Origin of the sequence: Micromonospora sp. NPDC049230, assembly GCF_040647875.1 — a bacterium.
Lineage (GTDB): Bacteria > Actinomycetota > Actinomycetes > Mycobacteriales > Micromonosporaceae > Micromonospora.
Genome location: NZ_JBEZCZ010000019.1, coordinates 97,390 through 116,557, shown reverse-complemented (window position 1 = coordinate 116,557; position 19,168 = coordinate 97,390). Strand labels below are relative to the sequence as shown.

Annotated in this window: 6 protein-coding genes and 1 pseudogene; all 7 read left to right on the top strand. The window is 70.7% G+C overall.

Features of this window, described 5'->3' with window-relative positions; all coding sequences use genetic code 11:
• The first annotated feature begins 67 nt into the window (after positions 1-67).
• Positions 68-1,015 carry an ornithine carbamoyltransferase gene (locus AB0A95_RS18120; protein ID WP_357556876.1) on the top strand — a complete coding sequence of 316 codons (948 nt, stop codon included), beginning with the start codon at positions 68-70 and terminating at the stop codon, positions 1,013-1,015.
• Positions 1,012-2,484 (top strand): amino acid adenylation domain-containing protein, encoded by a 1,473-nt coding sequence (locus tag AB0A95_RS18115; protein ID WP_357556875.1) that lies wholly within the window; start codon positions 1,012-1,014, stop codon positions 2,482-2,484. Before AB0A95_RS18120 ends, AB0A95_RS18115 begins: the two co-directional genes overlap by 4 nt.
• Positions 2,481-3,368 (top strand): annotated as a pseudogene (locus AB0A95_RS18110) (pyridoxal-phosphate dependent enzyme); the annotation flags it as partial. The gene AB0A95_RS18115 and the pseudogene AB0A95_RS18110, both read left to right, overlap by 4 nt.
• A 164-nt stretch (positions 3,369-3,532) precedes the next feature.
• Positions 3,533-4,543, top strand: a complete 1,011-nt coding sequence (gene sbnA / locus AB0A95_RS18105) for a 2,3-diaminopropionate biosynthesis protein SbnA (RefSeq protein ID WP_357556874.1) — start codon at positions 3,533-3,535, stop codon at positions 4,541-4,543.
• Positions 4,537-5,547, top strand: coding sequence for a 2,3-diaminopropionate biosynthesis protein SbnB (gene sbnB, locus AB0A95_RS18100; RefSeq protein ID WP_357556873.1), 1,011 nt, complete (start codon positions 4,537-4,539; stop codon positions 5,545-5,547). Before sbnA ends, sbnB begins: the two co-directional genes overlap by 7 nt.
• Positions 5,544-12,008 (top strand): amino acid adenylation domain-containing protein, encoded by a 6,465-nt coding sequence (locus AB0A95_RS18095; protein WP_357556872.1) that lies wholly within the window; start codon positions 5,544-5,546, stop codon positions 12,006-12,008. The genes sbnB and AB0A95_RS18095 overlap by 4 nt, the downstream gene beginning before the upstream one ends.
• The gene (locus AB0A95_RS18090; RefSeq protein WP_357556871.1) at positions 12,005-19,165 is read left to right on the top strand and encodes an amino acid adenylation domain-containing protein; all 7,161 of its coding nucleotides are present in this window, start codon (positions 12,005-12,007) and stop codon (positions 19,163-19,165) included. Before AB0A95_RS18095 ends, AB0A95_RS18090 begins: the two co-directional genes overlap by 4 nt.
• The last annotated feature ends 3 nt before the right edge of the window (positions 19,166-19,168 follow it).

The window sequence follows — 19,168 nt, the reverse complement described above, 5'->3', positions numbered from 1 at the left end:
TTCGACGGTCCGCACCTCGCGCAGGCTCTGGGCTCACGGCCGATCGCCACCTGGAAGGGGGCTCGGCATGACCGAGCGACGCCATCTGATCTCCATCGACGACCTCTCCGACGACCAACTGCGCTGGATCGTCCAGCGCGGCGCCGAGTACTCGCGTGGTTCCGCGGGAGCCGACCAGCCCCTGTCCGGGGCGGTCGTCGGCGTGCTGTTCCGCAGGACCTCCACCCGTACCCGGACCGCGTTCTCCGCCGGTGCGCTGCGTCTCGGCGCCGGCCTGATCACGTACGGCCCGAACGACCTGCAACTGGCCACCGGCGAGTCGGTGGAGGACACCGGCGCGGTGCTCTCCGGCATGCTCGACGTCCTGGTCGCCCGCACCGTCGGGCCGGAGTCCGAGCTCCGGGCGTACGCCGACCAGAAGCGCATGTCGGTGATCAACGCGATGAGTGCTGTCGAACACCCGACTCAGGCCCTCGCCGACCTCACCACGATCGTCCGGCACTTCGGTCGGGTCGAGGGCGTACGGGTGCTGTACGTGGGGGAGGGGAACAACACCGCCTCGGCGCTGACCCTCGCGCTGTCCCGGTACCCCGGCGCCGAGCTGCACCTGCGTACCCCGCCCGGGTACGGCGTGGAGCGGCGGTACCTCGACCAGGCGGCGGTGTCCGCCCGGCGTAGCGGCGCGCGGGTCGAACAGCGGCACGACCTGTCGGGCCTGCCACCGGTGGATGTCGTCTACACCACCCGCTGGCAGACCACGGGTTCGACGAAGCCGACGCCCGACTGGCGTTCCGAGTTCGCCCCGTTCCAGGTCAATGAGGCTCTGATGGCGGCCTGCCCGGGCGCGGTGTTCATGCACGACCTGCCGGCACATCGGGGCGAGGAGGTGACCGGGGCGGTGCTCGACGGGCCCGACAGCATCGCCTTCGCCCAAGCCGAGAACAAGTACCACAGCGCCCGGGCGGTCCTGGAGTGGTGCGCCGTCGACAGGCCGAGCGGCGGAGCGGGGCTGTGACCACGTTTCTCGACGACATCCTGACCCACGCCACGACCCGGCCCGACGCACCGGCGATCGTCACCCCGGACACCGCCCTGTGCTACGAGGACTTCGCCGCCCGGACCGACCGGCTGGCCCGGGCGCTGGTCGCCCGGGGCGTCGGACCGGAGCAGGTCTGCGCGGTCATGGTTGACCGGGGCCCGGAGGCCGTCATCGCGATGGCAGCCGTGCTTCGGGCCGGCGGCGCCTTCCTCACCCTCAACACCGAGCTGCCCGATCAGCGACTGGCGGCGATGGTCCGCACCGCCCAGGCCCGGTTCCTGGTCACCACAGCGGCCCGGGCCGGGCAGCACGACCTCGCCATCGACGGCCCGACCGTGTTCGTCGACGCGCCTGACGCGCCGGCACCCCTGCGACCGTTGTCGCCCCGATCGCTGGCCTACGTCAGTCACACCTCCGGTTCGTCCGGGCCGCCGAACGCGGTACTGCTGGAGCACCGTGGCGTCACCAACTACCTACGGTTCATCGTCGACGACTACCAACTCGGTCCGGACACCGTGGTGTTGCAACTCGCGCCGTTCGGGTACGACGCCTCGATCCGCGACACGTTCGCCCCGCTCGTCGCCGGCGGGCAGGTGGTCCTGGTGCCGCGCTCCACCCTGTTGCGCGCCGGTGAGTTCGTCGCGGCCCTCCGCAGGTGGGGGGTGAACACGATTCTGTCGGCCACCCCGACCTTCCTGACGTCGCTGCGGCGCAACGATCTGCCCGACCTGCGGTTGACCGTGTCCAGCGGTGAGTCGCTGCGACCGCTCCTCGTCGCCGGTGGCCGCGACCGGGTGCCCGGACGGATGATCAACCAGTACGGCCCGACCGAGACCACGATGACCTCGACCCGCTTCGCCGTGCCGCCGGTCCCGGACACGACGGTCGACCTGATCGGGACACCGATCGACGGTGTGAGCGTGCATCTGCTCGACGACGAGCTGCACGCCGTGCCGGACGGCGATGTCGGCGAGGTGTGGATCGGTGGATGTGGTGTCGCGCGCGGGTACAGCGGCCGGCCGGTGTTGACCGCTGACCGGTTCCTGCCGGACCCACACGGCCCGCCCGGCGCGCGCATGTACCGCACCGGTGACCTGGCGCGTCGGTTGCCCGACGGTGGCCTCGTGTATCTCGGCCGCATCGATCGGCAGATCAAGGTCCGGGGCTACCGGATCGACCCGGCCGAGATCGAGGGCGCGCTGCTGGCCCATCGCGCCGTCACCGGCGCGGTGGTCACCGCGGGTACCGATGCCGGCGGCCGGGTCTTCCTCATCGCGCACGTCGCCGCCGCGTCGACGCAGGTGACGGACGCAGCGCTGCGCGCCCACCTGGCGATGACGTTGCCCCACTACATGATCCCGCGACGGTTCGCCCGGATCGACCGCCTACCGACGACGGTCAGCGGCAAGACCGACCGCAGGGCGGTCACCGTGGACGGGCCATGAGGACGACAGGTGTCGGGCCCACCCTCGCGGACGTGCGCCTGGCCGCCGACCGGATCACCGGTCTGGTGGATCGCACTCCGGTGCTGCCGCTGGATTCGCGGGTGCTGATCAAGGCCGAGCACCGCCAGCGCGGCGGCTCGTTCAAGATCAGGGGCGCGGCGAACGCGATGCTCACCCGGTACGCCGACGAGGTGGTGGCGGGTTCCTCCGGTAACCACGGCATCGCCGTCGCCATGCTCGGCGCCGCGTTGGGCATCAGGGTGACGATCGTGATGGCTGCTGGGGCCAGCGACGGCAAGGCCCTGACGATCCGGGCACTCGGCGCCAGCGTGGTCCAGGTGACCGGCGGCGTGGTCGAACGCGACCGCCGGGCCGCGGACATCGCCGCGGCGACCGGGGCGGTCTTCGTGCCCTCCTCCGACGACGAACTGGTGGTGGCCGGGGCCGGCACTGTCGGGCTTGAGGTGCTCGAACAGGTGCCGGGCCTCACGACGATCTTCGTACCGACCGGCGGTGGTGGCCTGCTGGCCGGCGTCTGCCTGGCGGCGTCGGCGCTGTCCCGGCGGGTGCGGGTCGTCGGGGTGGAGCCGATGTCCGCACGCCGCTACGCCGTTTCCGTTGCCCGGGGTGCGCCGACCGAGCTGCCACCGTCCATGACGATCGCCGACGGCCTGCGCGGGCAACGACCCGGTGCGGTTCCCTGGCCGATCATTCGGCACCGGGTCGACGACCTGGTCGGCGTGACCGACGAGGCGATCACCCACGCGCTGGGTGTCCTTCGCCGAGCCGGTGTCAGCGCGGAACCAAGCGGTGCGGTAGCGCTGGCCGGCGCGCTACGGCACGGATCTGCCGGCCGTGCGGTGGTGATCGTTTCGGGTGGAAACGGCGCGGCCGGCCGCAGCAGTACGAAGAAAACAGAAGAACCTCCGGCAGAACTGCTGCCGGCGTCAACCGGTGAGTCTGCATGTTCTTCCCTGCGCTGTCTCGATGGTGCGGAGGAATCTCGTAGTAGGCGCATCGCGGCGGATGCAATTCGAGGAGCGGCTCTATGACCGAACAAACCCCCACCGGGTCAGGAGTGCTGGCGACCATCGGAGCGACACCGATCGTCGAGCTGGTGAAGCTCGACCCCGAGAGTACGTTCAGGACGTTCGCTAAGTTGGAGTCGCACAATCCGGGCGGCAGTATCAAGGACCGCTCGGCGCTGGAGATGCTGCGAGGACGCATACACGACGGGCGGCTCGTACCCGGAAGATCGGTGGTGATCGAGTCCAGTTCCGGCAATCTCGGAATCGGGCTCGCACAGGTCTGCGGGTACTACGGAATCCGCTTCATCTGTGTGGTGGACCCGCGCACCAACAAGGACAACATCGCCATCATGCGGGCGCTGGGCGCGCAGGTCGAGGTGGTCACCGATGTCGATCCGGCCACCGGAGAGTACCTGCCCGTCCGTATCCGTCGGGTGCGTGAACTCGTCGCTACGATCGATCACGCGTACTGCCCGGACCAGTATTCGAACCCGCTCAACCCGCAGGCACACCATACGACCGTACGAGAGATCGTGCGCGCCCTGCCGGACATCGACTACCTGTTCTGTGCCACGAGTTCCTGCGGCACCCTGCGGGGGTGCGCCGAATACATCCGGGCGCACCAACTGCCGGTGACCATCGTGGCGGTGGACGCGTTGGGCAGTGCGATATTCGGCCCAGCGGTCGGGTGGCGGATGATTCCCGGCCACGGCGCATCGGTGCGTCCGAAGCTGTACCGCAGCGATCTGGCCGACGTCGTGGTCCGAGTCGACGATCTCGACGCGATTGTGGCATGCCGCAGGCTGGCCGCCCGCGAGGCGATTCTCGTCGGTGGCTCGTCGGGCGCCGTCGTGGCGGGCCTGGAGCAGATGCGCGATCAGATCCGACCCGGGGCCACCTGCGCGATGGTCTTTCCCGACCGCGGTGAGCGGTACCTCGACACCATCTACGACGACGACTGGGTCTTGACGTACTTCGGTGACGTGTCGCACCTGTGGACCAAGCCCGACATGGAGGTGACGCCGTGTTGATTCTCGGAGCAGGTGAGGTCCGTTCCGTCCTCGACGGGGGCGAGCGCGATGTGGTGTCCGCGGTGGAGGCGGCGTACCGGTCGCACGCGTTGGGCCGTACCCGGGTACCGCAGTCGGTCTTCCTCCGCTTCCCCGACGGGGAGCGCGAGCGGATCATCGCGCTACCGGCCTATCTGGGAGGTGAGACGCGGACCTGCGGGGTGAAGTGGGTGTCATCCTTCCCCGGCAACCTCCACCGGGGGATGCACCGGGCCTCGGCCGTGATGATCCTGAACTCGGTACACACCGGCGTGCCGGAGGCGATCCTCGAAGCGTCGGCGATCTCGGCCGGACGTACGGCCGCGAGCGCCGCCCTGGCGGCGTCCACGCTCTCCTCGTCCAGCCCCGAATCCGCGGTGACGCTCGTCGGCTGCGGTCCGATCAACTTCGAGGTGCTGAGGTATCTGCGCACCGTGCTGCCGACGCTGGACACGGTGACCCTGTACGACCTCAGCGTCGAACGGGCGCAGTCCTTCGCCGCCGAGGCGCGGTCGGTCTGGCCGACGTTGAAGATCGACGTGGCCGAGAACGCGGCCGACGCCATGTCCCGCCACAAGCTGGTGTGCCTGGCTACGACGGCGAGCGCCCCGCACCTGGGTACCGAGCACTGCCGCCCGGGAACGCTGGTGCTGCATCTGTCCCTGCGTGACCTCACCACCGACTCGATCCGTTCCAGCGTGAACATCGTCGACGACGCGGATCACGTGTGCCGGGCTGCGACCTCGCTGGATCTGGCCCAACAGGAAGCCGGCAACCGCGACTTCATCGCCGCCTCGCTCGGCGAGGTCCTGGTGGCCGGTGAGCGGTACGTCAGAAGCGACGAAGCCGTGACGGTGTTCTCGCCGTTCGGACTCGGCTGCCTGGATCTGGCGGTGGCCGACCTGGTCCGGCGTGCGGCGTCGGGCCGCGGCCTGGGCACCACATTGGACGACTTCCTACCGACGAAGCAGCAGGTGCGCGCATGACCGACATCCTCGAAACCGACAACCAGCTCCGACTGTCGTTCGAGCAGGAGCAGCTGTGGTTTCTCGACCAGGTCCGGTCCGGCACCCAGGAGTACCTGTTGCACTGGGGATTCCGGCTGCGCGGGCCGCTGGACCGGGTGGCGCTGACCGCCGCCCTCACTGACATCGCTGGCCGGCACGAGATTCTGCGCACCCGCTATTCGACTGTTGACGGACAGCCGGTGCAGATCATCGACGAGCCGGTGGCGGCTGACCTCACGGTGGTGGACCTCACCGGGCACCCGGCAGCTAAACAGGACCGACGGGTACGGGAGATCGGCGAGGCGGCGGTGACCACGCCGATCGACCTGCGTGGATCAGCTCCCTGGCGGCTGACCCTCGTGCAGCTTTCCCCCGCTGACGCGATCTTGATGCTGGTGGTGCATCACATCGCCTTCGACGGCCCGTCGCTGGGAATCCTCGCCCGGGAACTGGGCCTGCTCTACGCGGCCCATGCCGCCAGCGAGCAGTCGCCGCTGGCGCCGCTGGAACTCCAGTACGCCGACTTCGCCGACTGGCAGCGGAGCCGATGGGACGCGAACGACGCGGCGTTCGTCCGGCACCTGGACTACTGGCGTGAGCGACTGGCCGGACTGCCGTCACTGGAGCTGCCCACGGACCGGCAGCGCCCCGCCGCCTGGGAGCCGGCCGGCGACGTGGTGGCGTTCGCGGTGCCGGCCCCGTTGGCGGCCCGGATCAGCGCCGTGGGACGCGCCGCCCGAGCGACCCCGTTCATGGTGTTCCTGGCCGTCTACCAGCTTCTGATCAGCCGTTACGCGGACCAGCTCGACTTCGGCGTCGGGGTGTCGACAAGCGGGCGGAACCGGGTCGAGCTGGAACCGGTGATCGGCTCGCTCGCGCAGACTGTGGTGCTGCGGACCGACCTGTCCGGCGATCCCACCTTCGTCGAGTTGCTCGGCCGGGTCCGCGAGACGGCCCTGGACGCCTTCGAACACAAGGACGTACCGCTGCAACGCCTGGCCGCCGAACTGTCGCCGGACCGCGGCCTGTCCCGCAACCCGCTCTTCCAGGTCGGGTTCGCGGTCCTGAACGGCCAGGGGGAGCCGCTGAGTCTGCCCGGCATCGAGGTCGACTGGGTGCCGACCCCCGTACGCAGTGCCATCTTCGACATGTCGCTTCAGATGACCGAGGAGCCGGACGGATCCTGGGTCGCCCGGATCACCTATCCGACCGCGCTCTTCGACCGGGCCCGGATCCAGCGGATGGCCGACAGCTACGTGGCGCTGCTGGAGAACCTGGCGGCGGCGCCGGAGACGCCGCTGCGCGACGTGCCGACGGTGACCGGCGCGGAACAGCAGCAGTTGCTCGGCTGGCACCCAGCACCGCGCGGAGCGACCGACGCGCTGCTGCCGGATTTGTTCCGCGCGCAGGCCGAGGCCACGCCGGACGCGGTGGCCGTGGTCTGTGGTGACACCGAGCTGACCTACGCCGAGCTGAGGTCCAGGACTGACAACCTGGCCAGCTTCCTGCGCCTTCGCGGAGTCGGCGCGGAGACCGCCGTCGGCGTTGCCCTGCACCGCGGTACCGATCTCGTGGTCGCGCTGCTCGGCTCGCTCACCGCCGGCGCGGTCTACGTCCCGCTCACACCCGACCTGCCCGACGAGCGACTCGAGTTCATGATCGAAAATGCGGGCGTCGAACTGGTGCTCACCGACACGGCGCTGCGACAGCGGATCCCGCAGCAGACCCCGGTGGTGGTGCTCGACGAGCAGTGGGACGACATCGCACGCGCCACGCCACCGCCGCCGGTGGCGTGCGACGCCGCGAACGCCGCCTACGTCATGTACACGTCCGGCTCCACCGGTCGCCCCAAGGGCGTCGTGATCAGTCACGGCGGGATCCGGAACCGGGTGCTGTGGGCGGTGGACCGGTTCGGGCTCACCAGTACCGACCGTGTACTCCAGAAGACGACAATCGGGTTCGACGCGTCGATGTGGGAGTTCCTGGCGCCGCTGGTGTCCGGCGGTTCTGTGGTGATGGCGCCGCGGGACGCGCACCGCGACACGGCGGTGATGGTCGGTGCCCTCGCCGCGTACCGGATCACCGTGGTGCAACTCGTCCCGTCCGTGCTGCGCACCGTGGTCGAGGAGCCGGAGCTGGCCGCCTGCGACGCGCTGAGGCTGGTCTGCTCGGCCGGCGAGCCGCTGCCGACCGAACTGTGCGAGCGACTGCTCGGCGTGCGGGAGGTGGAGCTGTACAACACCTACGGCCCGACCGAGTCCTCGATCGACGTGACCGCGTGGCGCTACGCGCGTGGCGAGAGCGACGGTACGGTTCCGATCGGTGCCGCGCTGCCCGGCGTCGACCTGTACGTGGTGGACTCCGCCGGCCGGCTCGCGCCCATCGGCGTACCGGGTGAGTTGTGTATCGGCGGTGTCGGCCTCGCCCGCGGTTACGCCGGGCGCGGCGACCTCACCGCCGAACGCTTCACCCCGAACCCCTTCGCCACCCGGCCCGGCCAGCGGTGGTACCGCACCGGAGACCTCGCCAGGTGGCGTGACGACGGGGTCCTGGAGTTCGTCGGCCGCCTCGACGCGCAGGTCAAGGTGCGGGGGGTGCGTGTCGAACCCGGTGAGGTGGAAGCCGCGCTGCGGGCGCATCCGTCGGTCGCGGCGGCCGTGGTCACCTCGTACCGGTCCGTCACCGGTGACCTGGAACTCGCGGGCTACGTGGTGCCGACCGCCGGGGCTACGGTGGAGACCGACGAGTTGTCTGGATTCCTCGGCACGCGGCTGCCCGCCGCGATGGTTCCCGCCAGCATCGTCCCGCTGGCCGCGCTGCCGTCGCTGCCCAACGGAAAGGTCGACAGGTCGGCGCTGCCGCCCCCCGGCAGCCGCCCACCCGGCGACGACCCGGATCACGTCGAGCCCGATGACGTAGCCGCCGGTCACGTCGCCCCACGGACGGCGACCGAGCGGGCCGTCGCCACCCTCATGGGTGAGCTGACCGGGGTCGAGCGGGTCGGCGTCGCCGACGACTTCTTCGCGCTGGGTGGGCATTCGCTGCTGGCGATCCGGCTCGCGCACCGGTTGCGCCGCAGGTTCGGGCTGGAGCTGACGGTGGCCACCCTGTTCGAAGGACGGACCGTGGAGCGGGTCGCCGCGGCGATCGACGCGGGCACGACACCCGACAGTGAGCCGCAGATCGTGCCCGTACCCCGCGACGGCACCCTGCCGACCTCGTTCGGCCAGCAACGACTGTGGTTCCTGGACCAGCTCGAACCGGGCAGCGCGGAATACCTGATCCCGATGGTGTACCACCTCACCGGAACGCTTGACACCGCGACGCTGCGCCGCGCGGTGGAGCAGGTCAGCGCCCGGCACGAGGTGCTGCGCACCCGCTACGTCGGGGACAGCGGTGTTCCGCTGCAACTCGTGGATCCGCCCGGCCCGGTGCCCTTCGACGTGGTGGACCTGACCGGCACCGCGGACGCCGCGAAGCGCGCCAGGACGATCATCGAAGCGGTGAGCGCCAGGCCGTTCGACCTCACCCACGAGCGTCCGCTGCGGGTCACGGTCGTGCACACGGCGGCCGACGAACACCTGGTCGCGATCACCCTGCACCACATCGCCTTCGACAACTGGTCGCTGGGCATCTTCCTGCGCGAGCTGAACGATGCGTACGTGGCCGGGCTCACCGGTACCCCCTGGTCGACGCAGCCGCTTGCGGTGCAGTACGCCGACTTCGCCGCCTGGCAACGCGACCGGCAGGCCGACGGCACCATCGGCAACCAGATCGAGCACTGGCGAAACCGGCTCGCCGGGCTCGTTCCGGTCGAGCTGACCCCCGACCGGCCCCGCCAGCCCGGGCGTGACCTGCGCGGCGAACTGTTCATCGTCGACATACCGCAGGACACCGGAGCAGCAGTACGCGAGCTGGGCAACCAGACCGGCGCAACTCTGTTCATGGTGCTGCTGGCCGCGTTCGACGTGCTGCTGAGCCGCCACACCGGCCGCACCGACATCGCGATCGGCACCCCGGTCGCCGGTCGGACGCGGCCGGAGACCGAGGACCTGGTCGGCTTCTTCGTCAACAACCTCGTGGTCCGGGCCGACCTGGGCGGGAACCCGACCTTCCTCGACCTGGTCGACCGGGTCCGCCGGAGCGCCCTGGAGGCGTTCGCCAACCAGGAGGTGCCGTTCGAACACCTCGTCGACGCCCTGCAACCGGACCGCGACCTGTCCCGCAACCCGCTGTTCCAGATCATGTTCGAGGTGCAGCACACCGGTGCCGGTAACGCGACGTCCACCCTCGCCGGGTGCGCCGCGACCGGCCTGGACAGCGGCCTGTCGGTGGCCAAGTTCGACCTCACCCTGTCCGTGATGGAGCAGCCGGACGGCCGGCTGGAGTGCTGGTTCGAGTACGCCACGGCGCTGTTCGACAGCTCGACGATCGAACGCCTCGCAGGCCAGTACCTGCGCCTGCTGGGCGGCGTGACCGCCGCCCCGCAGACCCGGATCAGCGAGCTGGATCTGCTGTCGGCCGACGAACGCCACACGATCGTGCACCAGTGGGCGGACCCCGACGCGGACCGGCTGGACCTGCTCGACCCGCCCGGCGAACGGCACCTCTCGGTACCGCAACTGTTCGAACAGTGGGCGGCCCGGACTCCGGAGGCGACCGCCGTGGTGTTCGGTGCCGAGCGGCTCGGCTACGCCGAGCTGAACGCCCGGGTCAACGAGCTGGCGCACCAGTTCCGTGCGATGGGGGTCGGTCCGGAGGTCATCGTCGGCTCGTGCCTTCAGCGCGGGATCGCACCGGTCGTGGTGCTGCTGGCGGTGCTCAAGGCCGGCGGGGTGTACGTGCCGTTCGACCCGGAACACCCGCCGGAGCGGCTGCGCTACATGCTCGCCGACGCCGGAGCGCACCTGGTGGTGACCACCGGCGCGTTCGCCGACCGGTTCGCCGGGCACGACCGGCCGGTGCTGGTCGTCGACGACGGGGACCGGGCGAGCGGCCGGCCAACGGCCGACCCGGCATCGGTCACCGTTCCGGACAACCTCGCGTACATCATCTACACGTCCGGGTCGACCGGCCGCCCCAAGGGCGTGACGATCTCGCACCGGGCGTACGCGCACCACTGCCGGGTGGTCGCCGACCAGTACGGCATCCGCCCGGGCGAACGGGTCGTGCTGCTCTCGGCACTCACCTTCGACGTCGCGATGGATCAGGTCGGCGCCACCCTGGCCGCCGGTGCCACGATCGTGGTGAGCGACCCGGTCTTCTGGGCGCCGAGCGAGCTGCCGGCCAAGCTGGCGCAGTACGGCGTGACGATCATGGAGATCACCCCGGCGTACTACCGGGAGATGATGGAGTCCGGCGTGGACCGGCTCACCGGGCTGAAGCTCGTCAACGTCAGCTCGGACGTGGTGACCGTCGCCGACGCCCAACGCTGGGCGGCGACCGGCCTACCCGGCCGGTTTCTCTGCACCTACGGGCCGACCGAGGCGACCGTCACCTGCATGTTCAACCCCGTGTCGGGCGATCTCGCCGACGAGCGCAGCACGGCCACCCTGCACATCGGCCGTGCGGCCGCCGGTACCCGGGTGTACGTGCTCGACGCGGAGCTGCGTCCGCTCCCGGTGGGGGTACCCGGCGAGCTGTACCTCGGCGGCGTGCGCCTGGCCCGTGGCTACCACTACCGGCCGGAGCTGACCGCTGAGCGTTTCGTGCCCGATCCGTTCGCCACCGAACCGGGAACGCGCCTCTACCGCACCGGCGACCTGGTGCGGCTCCGGCCGGACGGCGCTGTCGACTTCCTCGGCCGCCTCGACACCCAGGTGAAGATTCGGGGTTTCCGGATCGAACTCGCCGAGATCGAAGCCGTGTTGGCCAGGCACCCCGCGGTGTCCGCGGCCGCCGTCGTCGCGAAGGACGTCGGGCCCGGCGACAAGCGGCTCGTCGCCTACCTGGAGTGGCCCCAGGACACCGGACCCGACCTCGACGAGCTGCGGGCGTACCTACGCGAGTCGCTGCCCTCGTACATGATCCCGTCGGCCTGGGTCACCGTCGCGGCCCTGCCGCTGTCACCGAGCAAGAAGGTCGACCGGGCGGCGCTGCCAGATCCAAAACCTTCCGAACTCGACCGCGGCCGCGGGTACGTGGCACCGCGGGACCCGGCGGAGGAGACCATCACCGGGATCTGGTCGGACATTCTCGGCGTCGACCGGGTCGGCGTCGATGACGACTTCTTCGGGCTCGGTGGCCACTCGTTGCTGGCCACCCGGGTCCTGGCCCGGCTGCGGGCGGCCTTCGCCGTGGAGGTCCCGCTGCGCTGCCTGTTCGAGGCGACCACCGTGGCCGAGCTGGCGGTGGTGGTGACCGACCTGATCACGGCGGAACTCGACGAGTTGACCGACGCCCAGATGAGCGAACTGCTTTCCCAGGATGGTGCCCCGTGACTGAGACAATCGATCGAGCCGGTCTGCGCGCGGAGTTGCTTCGGCGCAGGCTCGTAGGTGCCGCGAACGCCGCGCCGGACGAGGGGATCACCCGGGTCTCGCGTGAGACGCCGCCCGCGCTGTCGTTCGCGCAGCGCCGGCTGTGGATTCTCGACCAGGTCCGGCCGGGCGGTACGGAGTATCTGGCCAGCGCCGGCCTGCGCCTGTTCGGGTCGTTGGAACCCGGCGCACTGCGCGCGGCGCTGGACGCAATCGTGGCCAGGCACGAGGTGCTGCGCACCCGCTACGTGGTGGTCGACGGTGAACCGGGCCAGGTGATCGACCCTCCGCAGCCGGCCACGCTGCACGAGGTGGACCTGCGTGGCCTCGACCCCGCCGCCCAGGACGAACGGATCGCCGGCTGGATGACCCACGACCGGGCACCCGTCGACCTGGCGACCGGCCCGGTGCTGACCGGAACCCTCGCGCGGCTGGCCGACGAGGAGCACGCGCTGGTGGTGACCCTGCACCACATCGCCTTCGACGGCTGGTCCGAGCAGGTGCTGTGGCGTGAGCTCGACCGGTTGTACACCGCCGCGCTGGCCGGCGGGCCGTCCCCGCTGGCGCCCCTACCGGTGCAGTACGCGGACTTCGCCGCGTGGCAGCGCGATGCGATGTCCGGTGCCAAGCTGGACCGTCAGCTCGACTACTGGCGGCAGGCGCTGGCCGGCGCCACCGCGGTGGAACTGCCGCTCGACCGGCCCCGCCCACAGGTCCGGGACAGCGCCTGCGGCCTGGTCCCGATCGCGGTGTCCGCGCCGGACGCCCGAGCCCTGCACGAACTCGCCCGCCAGTCCGGCGCGACGCCGTTCATGGCGCTGATGGCCGTGTACGCGATCACGCTGGGCCGGTTCGGCCGGAGCAACTCCATCACGATCGGCACCCCGGTGGCCTGTCGCGACCGGGCCGAGGTGCAGGACCTGATCGGCTTGTTCCTCAACACGCTGGTGCTGCGCACCGACCTGTCCGGCGACCCGTCCTTCCGCGAGGTGCTCCGGCGGGTCAAGGAGATGGCGCTCGGCGCCTACGCCCATCAGGAACTCCCGTTCGAACGGCTGGTGGACGAGCTGGCCCCGGTGCGCGACGCGTCCCGGACCCCGCTGTTCTCGACCATGTTCCTGTGGGCCAACGGGGACTCCACGGCCCGCCGCGTCGGCGAACTACGCGCCGAGGAACTGCCGGTCGGCGAGAGCGACGCCAAGTTCGACCTGACGCTGGTGGTCGTCGACCAGCCCGACGGCACCCTCACCGGCTTCCTGAACTACGCCACAGCGCTGTTCGACCGGGACACCGTCGAGCGGTTCGCGAGCCACTTCACCACTCTCGTCGGCAGCATCGCGGCCACGCCGGACGCACCGATCAGCCAGCTGGTCGAGTCCCCACCGGCGGAGCGGGAGCTGGTGGTGCGGACGTGGAACGAGACCGAGGTGGCGTACCCGACCGGCACCCTGCCGGAGCTGTTCGCGCGACAGGTGGCCCGGACCCCGGCCGCCGTCGCCCTCCGCTTCGAGGGCGAGGACGTCTCCTACGCCGAGCTGGACCGGCGGACCGACCGACTGGCGCGGTACCTGGTCGACGCAGGCGTCGGGCCGGAGTCGATCGTCGGCGTGTGCCGCCGACGCGGTATCGAGCTGGTGGTGGCCCTGCTGGCGATCCAGAAGGCCGGCGGCGCCTACCTGCCGCTGGACCCGGACCACCCGGCCGAGCGCCGGGACTACATGTGTGCCGACGCCGGTGTCACCATCGTGCTCACCGACGGCGAACCGGCCATCACCGGCAGCGGATCGGCATCGGCGAGCACGACCCCGGCGGGGCCGGACCACCCGGCGTACGTGATCTACACGTCCGGCTCGACCGGCCGGCCCAAGGGCGTCGTGGTCACCCACCGCGCGATCGTCAACCGGCTGCGCTGGATGCAGGACGCCTACCGGCTGGACGACTCCGACCGGGTGCTACAGAAGACCCCGTACAGCTTCGACGTCTCGGTGTGGGAGTTCTTCTGGCCCCTGATCACCGGGGCCACGCTGGTGATCGCCCGGCCCGACGGCCACCGCGACCCGCACTACCTGGCCGACCTGATCGCCACCGAGCAGGTCACCACCCTGCATTTCGTACCGTCGATGCTGCGGGTGTTCCTGGCCGAGTCGTTCGGGCCGCTGCCGTCGGTGCGCCGAATGATCTGTAGCGGCGAGGCGCTCCCCGCCGACCTGGTTGCCGCCGTCCAAGAGCGGATCGGCTGCGAGCTGCACAACCTCTACGGGCCAACCGAGGCGGCCGTCGACGTCACGGCGGTGCGGTGCGTGCCCGGGACGCCGGTCACCATCGGACGGCCGATCGCCAACACGCGCGCCTACATCGTCGACGAGAACCTGCGACCGGTCCCGATCGGAGTGCCGGGTGAGCTGCTGCTGGGCGGCGTGCAGTTGGCCCGCGGATACCTCAGCCGCCCGGGGCTCACGGCACAGCGGTTCGTTCCCGACCCGTTCGAGGAGTCCGGCGGTGGAGGGCGGTTGTACCGCACCGGTGACCTCGCGAGGTACCTGCCGGACGGCCGGATCGACTACCTCGGCCGGCTCGACGACCAGGTGAAGATCCGTGGGCACCGCGTCGAACTCGGCGAGATCGAGGCGGTGGCGGCGGAGCACCCGGGAGTGTCCGCGGTCGCCGTCGCGGTGCACGACGGCCAGCTCGTCGGCTACCTCGTCGCCCGGGACACGGACGCCGGCGTCGAGGTGAGCGACGTGGCGTCGTTCCTGCGCTGTCGACTGCCCGAGGCGATGATCCCGAGCCACTGGCAGCTGCTGCCCGCGCTGCCCCTGACCACCAGCGGAAAGACCGACCGGCGCGCGCTGCCGGCCCCGACACCTGGCCGTGCCTGGGCGACCGGAGCGTACGTCGCCCCCCGCACCGGGGCCGAAGGCGTCGTCGCCGAGGCGCTCGCGGCGGCGCTGGGCATCGAACGGATCGGTGTGCACGACCGGTTCTTCGACGTCGGGGGTGACTCGATCCGTGCCATCCGCGCGATCGGAACCCTGCGCCGGGGCGGGCTGAACCTGTCGGTGCAGGACATCTTCACGCACCAGACCGCGGCGCAGCTGGCGACGCTCGCCGACCGTCCGGCGACCGGTGCGGACGAGCCGCCGGTCGGCCCGTTCGAGCAACTCGACCCGGCCGACCGTGACCGGCTCCCCGACGGCCTGGTGGACGCCTACCCGATGGGTCAGGTGCAGGCCGGCATGGTGTACGAGATGCTGGTCAACAGCTCGCACCCGGCATACCAGAACGTCACCAGCTTCGACATCGTCGACGACGGCCCGTTCTCGCTGGCCGCGTTGCAGCAGGCCGCGCAATGGCTGGTCGACCGGCACGAGATCCTGCGCACCACGTTCGACGTGTCCGGCTACACCGAGCCGATGCAACTCGTCCACGCCGAGGCGCGGGTCGAGGTGGGCTTCGACGATCTGCGCGAACTCCCGGAAGCTGAGCAGCAGGACATCCTGGAGCGGTACCGGGAGACGATGAAGCTGGCGATGCTGCCCATCGATCACGCGCCGCAACTGCGCTGGCACGTGCACCGCACCGGGGAGCGGACGTGGGTACTGACCCACACCGAGTGCCACGCCATCCTGGACGGCTGGAGCCACCACTCCCTCATCGCCGAGCTGCGGGACACCTACCGGGCGATCCGGGACGCGGACCCCGATGCGCTGAAGCCCCCGCCCCCGGGGCGGTACGCCGACTTCGTCAGGTTGGAACGGCGATCGCTGTCGGCCGGACCGGACGAACGGTTCTGGCGGAGCCGGGTCGGCGAGTACGACCAGATCGCGTTGCCAGCGGACACCGCCCCGGCCGGCCACGGCGCGGTGCCGGAGCTGCGGATGTCCTGGCGGCATCTCGAACCGGGGCTGCGTGAGCTGGCCGCGCGGACGCAGACCTCGCTCAAGGCCGTGCTGCACACCGCGCACCTCGCGATGATCGGCGTCATCACCGGCCAACGGCGGTTCTTCAGTGGTCTGGTCGTCAACGGCCGGCCCGAACTGCTGCGCGGCGACGAGGTGATGGGGATGTACCTCAACACGGTGCCGTTCGCGGTGGACCTGCGTACGCCCCGGTGGCGCGACCTCGTGCGCGCCGTGTTCGCCGAGGAGCTTGCCGTCTGGCCGCACCGGCGCTACCCGATCCCCGCGATGCAGCGCGCCTGGGGCACCGGTACGCCGCTGATCAGCAGCATCTTCTCCTACCTCGACTTCCACGTGCTCGACGCGCAGGAGGACGTTTTCGGCACGGTCGTCGACGACAGCCCCAACGAGTTCACACTGGTCACGTTGACCTTCCCGGGCGAGCTGCGACTGGAGTGCCGGGCCGGCTGGGCGACCCAGGAGCGGCTGACCGCCCTGGGCGAGACCTTCCTCGAACTGCTCACCGCGATGATCGCCGACGACGGCGCGAACCCGGTCGACCTCAGCTCGACCCCGGCGCACCGGTTCACCGAGCCGCAGCAGGACTGGCCCGCCCTGCCCGAGGCGTGCGTCACCGACCTGTTCACGACCCGGGCGCAGGCCCGGCCGGCCGCCGTCGCAGTCGAGTGCGGCGATTCGCGCCTGACCTACGGCGAGCTCGACGCCCGGGCCAACCAGTTGGCGTGGGCGCTTCGTGAGCACGGCGTCGGCCTGGAAACGCCCGTCGCGGTCTGCATGGACCGCGGGATCGACGCGGTGGTCGCGCTGCTCGGCATCCTCAAGGCCGGCGGCTGCTACCTGCCGCTCGACCCCAAGTATCCGGACGGCCACATCGAGTACCTCCTCGACGATTCCGGCGCCCAGGTCCTGGTGAGCGGGCCGACCCACGCCCACCGTCTCGCGGCGCGTGCCGGGCTGACCACGCTGAACCTGGGCTCCGGCTGGTGGTCGGACGGCAGCCGGCCGACCACCGCGCCACAGGTGACGCTGTCACCGGAGAACCTCGCCTACATCACGTACACGTCGGGGTCCACCGGACGTCCGAAGGGCGTGCTGGTCCCGCACCGCGGCGTCGTCCGGCTGGTGCACGGGCAGGACTACGCGCAGCTGGACGCCGACCAGGTCATGCTGCAAGCCGGCACGCTCGCCTTCGACGCGTCGACGTTCGAGGTCTGGGGCGCGCTGTGCAACGGGGCGCGGCTGGTCGTCTCCCCGGAAACGCCGACCGCCGACGAGCTCGACGAGCTCCTGCGCCGGCACGGGGTGACAGTGCTGTGCCTGCCCACCGGCCTCTTCACCACCATGATGGACGTTAGGCCGCAGGCGTTGGCCGGGATACGGGAAGTGGTGGTCGGTGGCGAGGTGCTGCCGCCGTTGCAGGTGCGCAAGGCGATGGAACACGGCGTGCTGGTCAGCAACGGGTACGGCCCGACCGAAAGCACCACGTTCGCCACCGTCAATCCACGGATCCCACTGCCGGCGCTCACCGACGTCATTCCGATCGGGAAGCCGATCCATCACACCTACGTGCACGTCGTCGACGAGAACCTCGACCCTGTCCCGTTCGGCGTGCCGGGGGAGCTGCTGCTGGGGGGCCCGGGCGTCGCGCGCGGATACCAGAGCCGTCCGGACCTGACCGCCGAACGCTTCGTACCTGACCCGTCCGGACACGCGCCGGGAAACCGGCTCTACCGCACCGGGGACATGGTCCGCCAGGATCCGGACGGCACGATCCACTTCGTCGGGCGGCGCGACCACCAGGTGAAGATTCGTGGACACCGCGTCGAGTTGGGCGAGGTGGAGGCCGCGATCGCCGAGCTGCCCACGGTGCGGGCTGCCGCGGCGGCGGCGTACCTGGGCGTGGACGGCACCAAGCAGCTCGTCGGGTACGTCGTGCTCGACGAGGGCGGCCCGGCCGACCCCGCCCGGCTCGGTGACGTGATGCGCAGCAGGGTGCCCGGCTTCCTGGTCCCGACGGCCTGGGTCCGCCTGGACCGGCTCCCGTTGAACAACAACGGCAAGCTCGACCGGGCCGCGCTGCCCCGGCCGGCGGCGGGAACGTCGGTACGGGAATACAGCGCGCCGCGTACGCCCACGGAAGTGGCCATCGCCGAGGTCTGGACCGAGGTCTTCCACCTGCCCCGGGTCGGCCGTGACGACGACTTCTTCGACCTGGGCGGGCACTCGCTGCTGACGTTGCGGGCGATCGCGATGCTGCGGGACCGGCACGGCATCGAGACGACAGTGCGAACCTTCGTCGAGCACCGCACGCTCGCGGCGCTCGCCGCGTCGATCGACGGCGAGCGGCAGCCGGTCACGGCGTTGCTCTGGCTGCGCCGGACCGGCGACCAGCCGCCACTGGTGTGTGTGCACCCCGGCGGCGGCAGCGCGCACTGGTACCGGCGGCTGGCCGAGCACCTCGATCCAAATCTGCCGGTGGTCGCCTTCGAATGGCCGGGCCGCGACCCGTCGACCGGCTCGGTGCCGTCCACCGAGGACATGGCGACCCGCTACCTCGCGGAGTTGCGGGAGGCGGTCCCGCAGGGGCCGTACCGGATCTTCAGCTGGTGTGGTGGCAGCGGGGTGAGCACCGAGATGGCCAGCCGACTGCTGGCCGAAGGCGAGGAGGTCACCTTCATCCTGCTCGACCCGGGGCAGGACGCCTGGCAGAAGGAGCACCTCTGGTCGGAGTACGGGCTGATCAAGCAGTGTGTGACGAACCTGGAGCGGCTCGACGCGGCGCCGCCGGACGAGGACACCTCGGTGCTCCGGCAGGAGACGCTGGCGCTGCTCGAACACATCGTGGACGACATCGTCGGCAACGACGGGATCACGCTCCCCGAGCGGGGCGCGGGAACGATGTGGCTGCCCGGCGCGCGGATGTGGGAGGAGGTGATGGAAATGGTGCTGTCCTACCGGGACCGCCCGTACGCGGGTCACCTGGATCTGATCGTCAGCGACGAGCTGGCGCTGGGCGAGCACGAGGTCGTCAGCTCCGGCCAGAGCTACCACGACTACCTCCAACGGTGGCGCGAGCGGACCGCCGGGCTGGGGGTACACCGGGCGAAGGGTGAGCACTTCTCGGTCATGAAGGAATACGTGGCGGACCTCGCCGGCATTCTGACGGGGCTGATCGACAAGCCGGCCGGCCGACGGTGAACG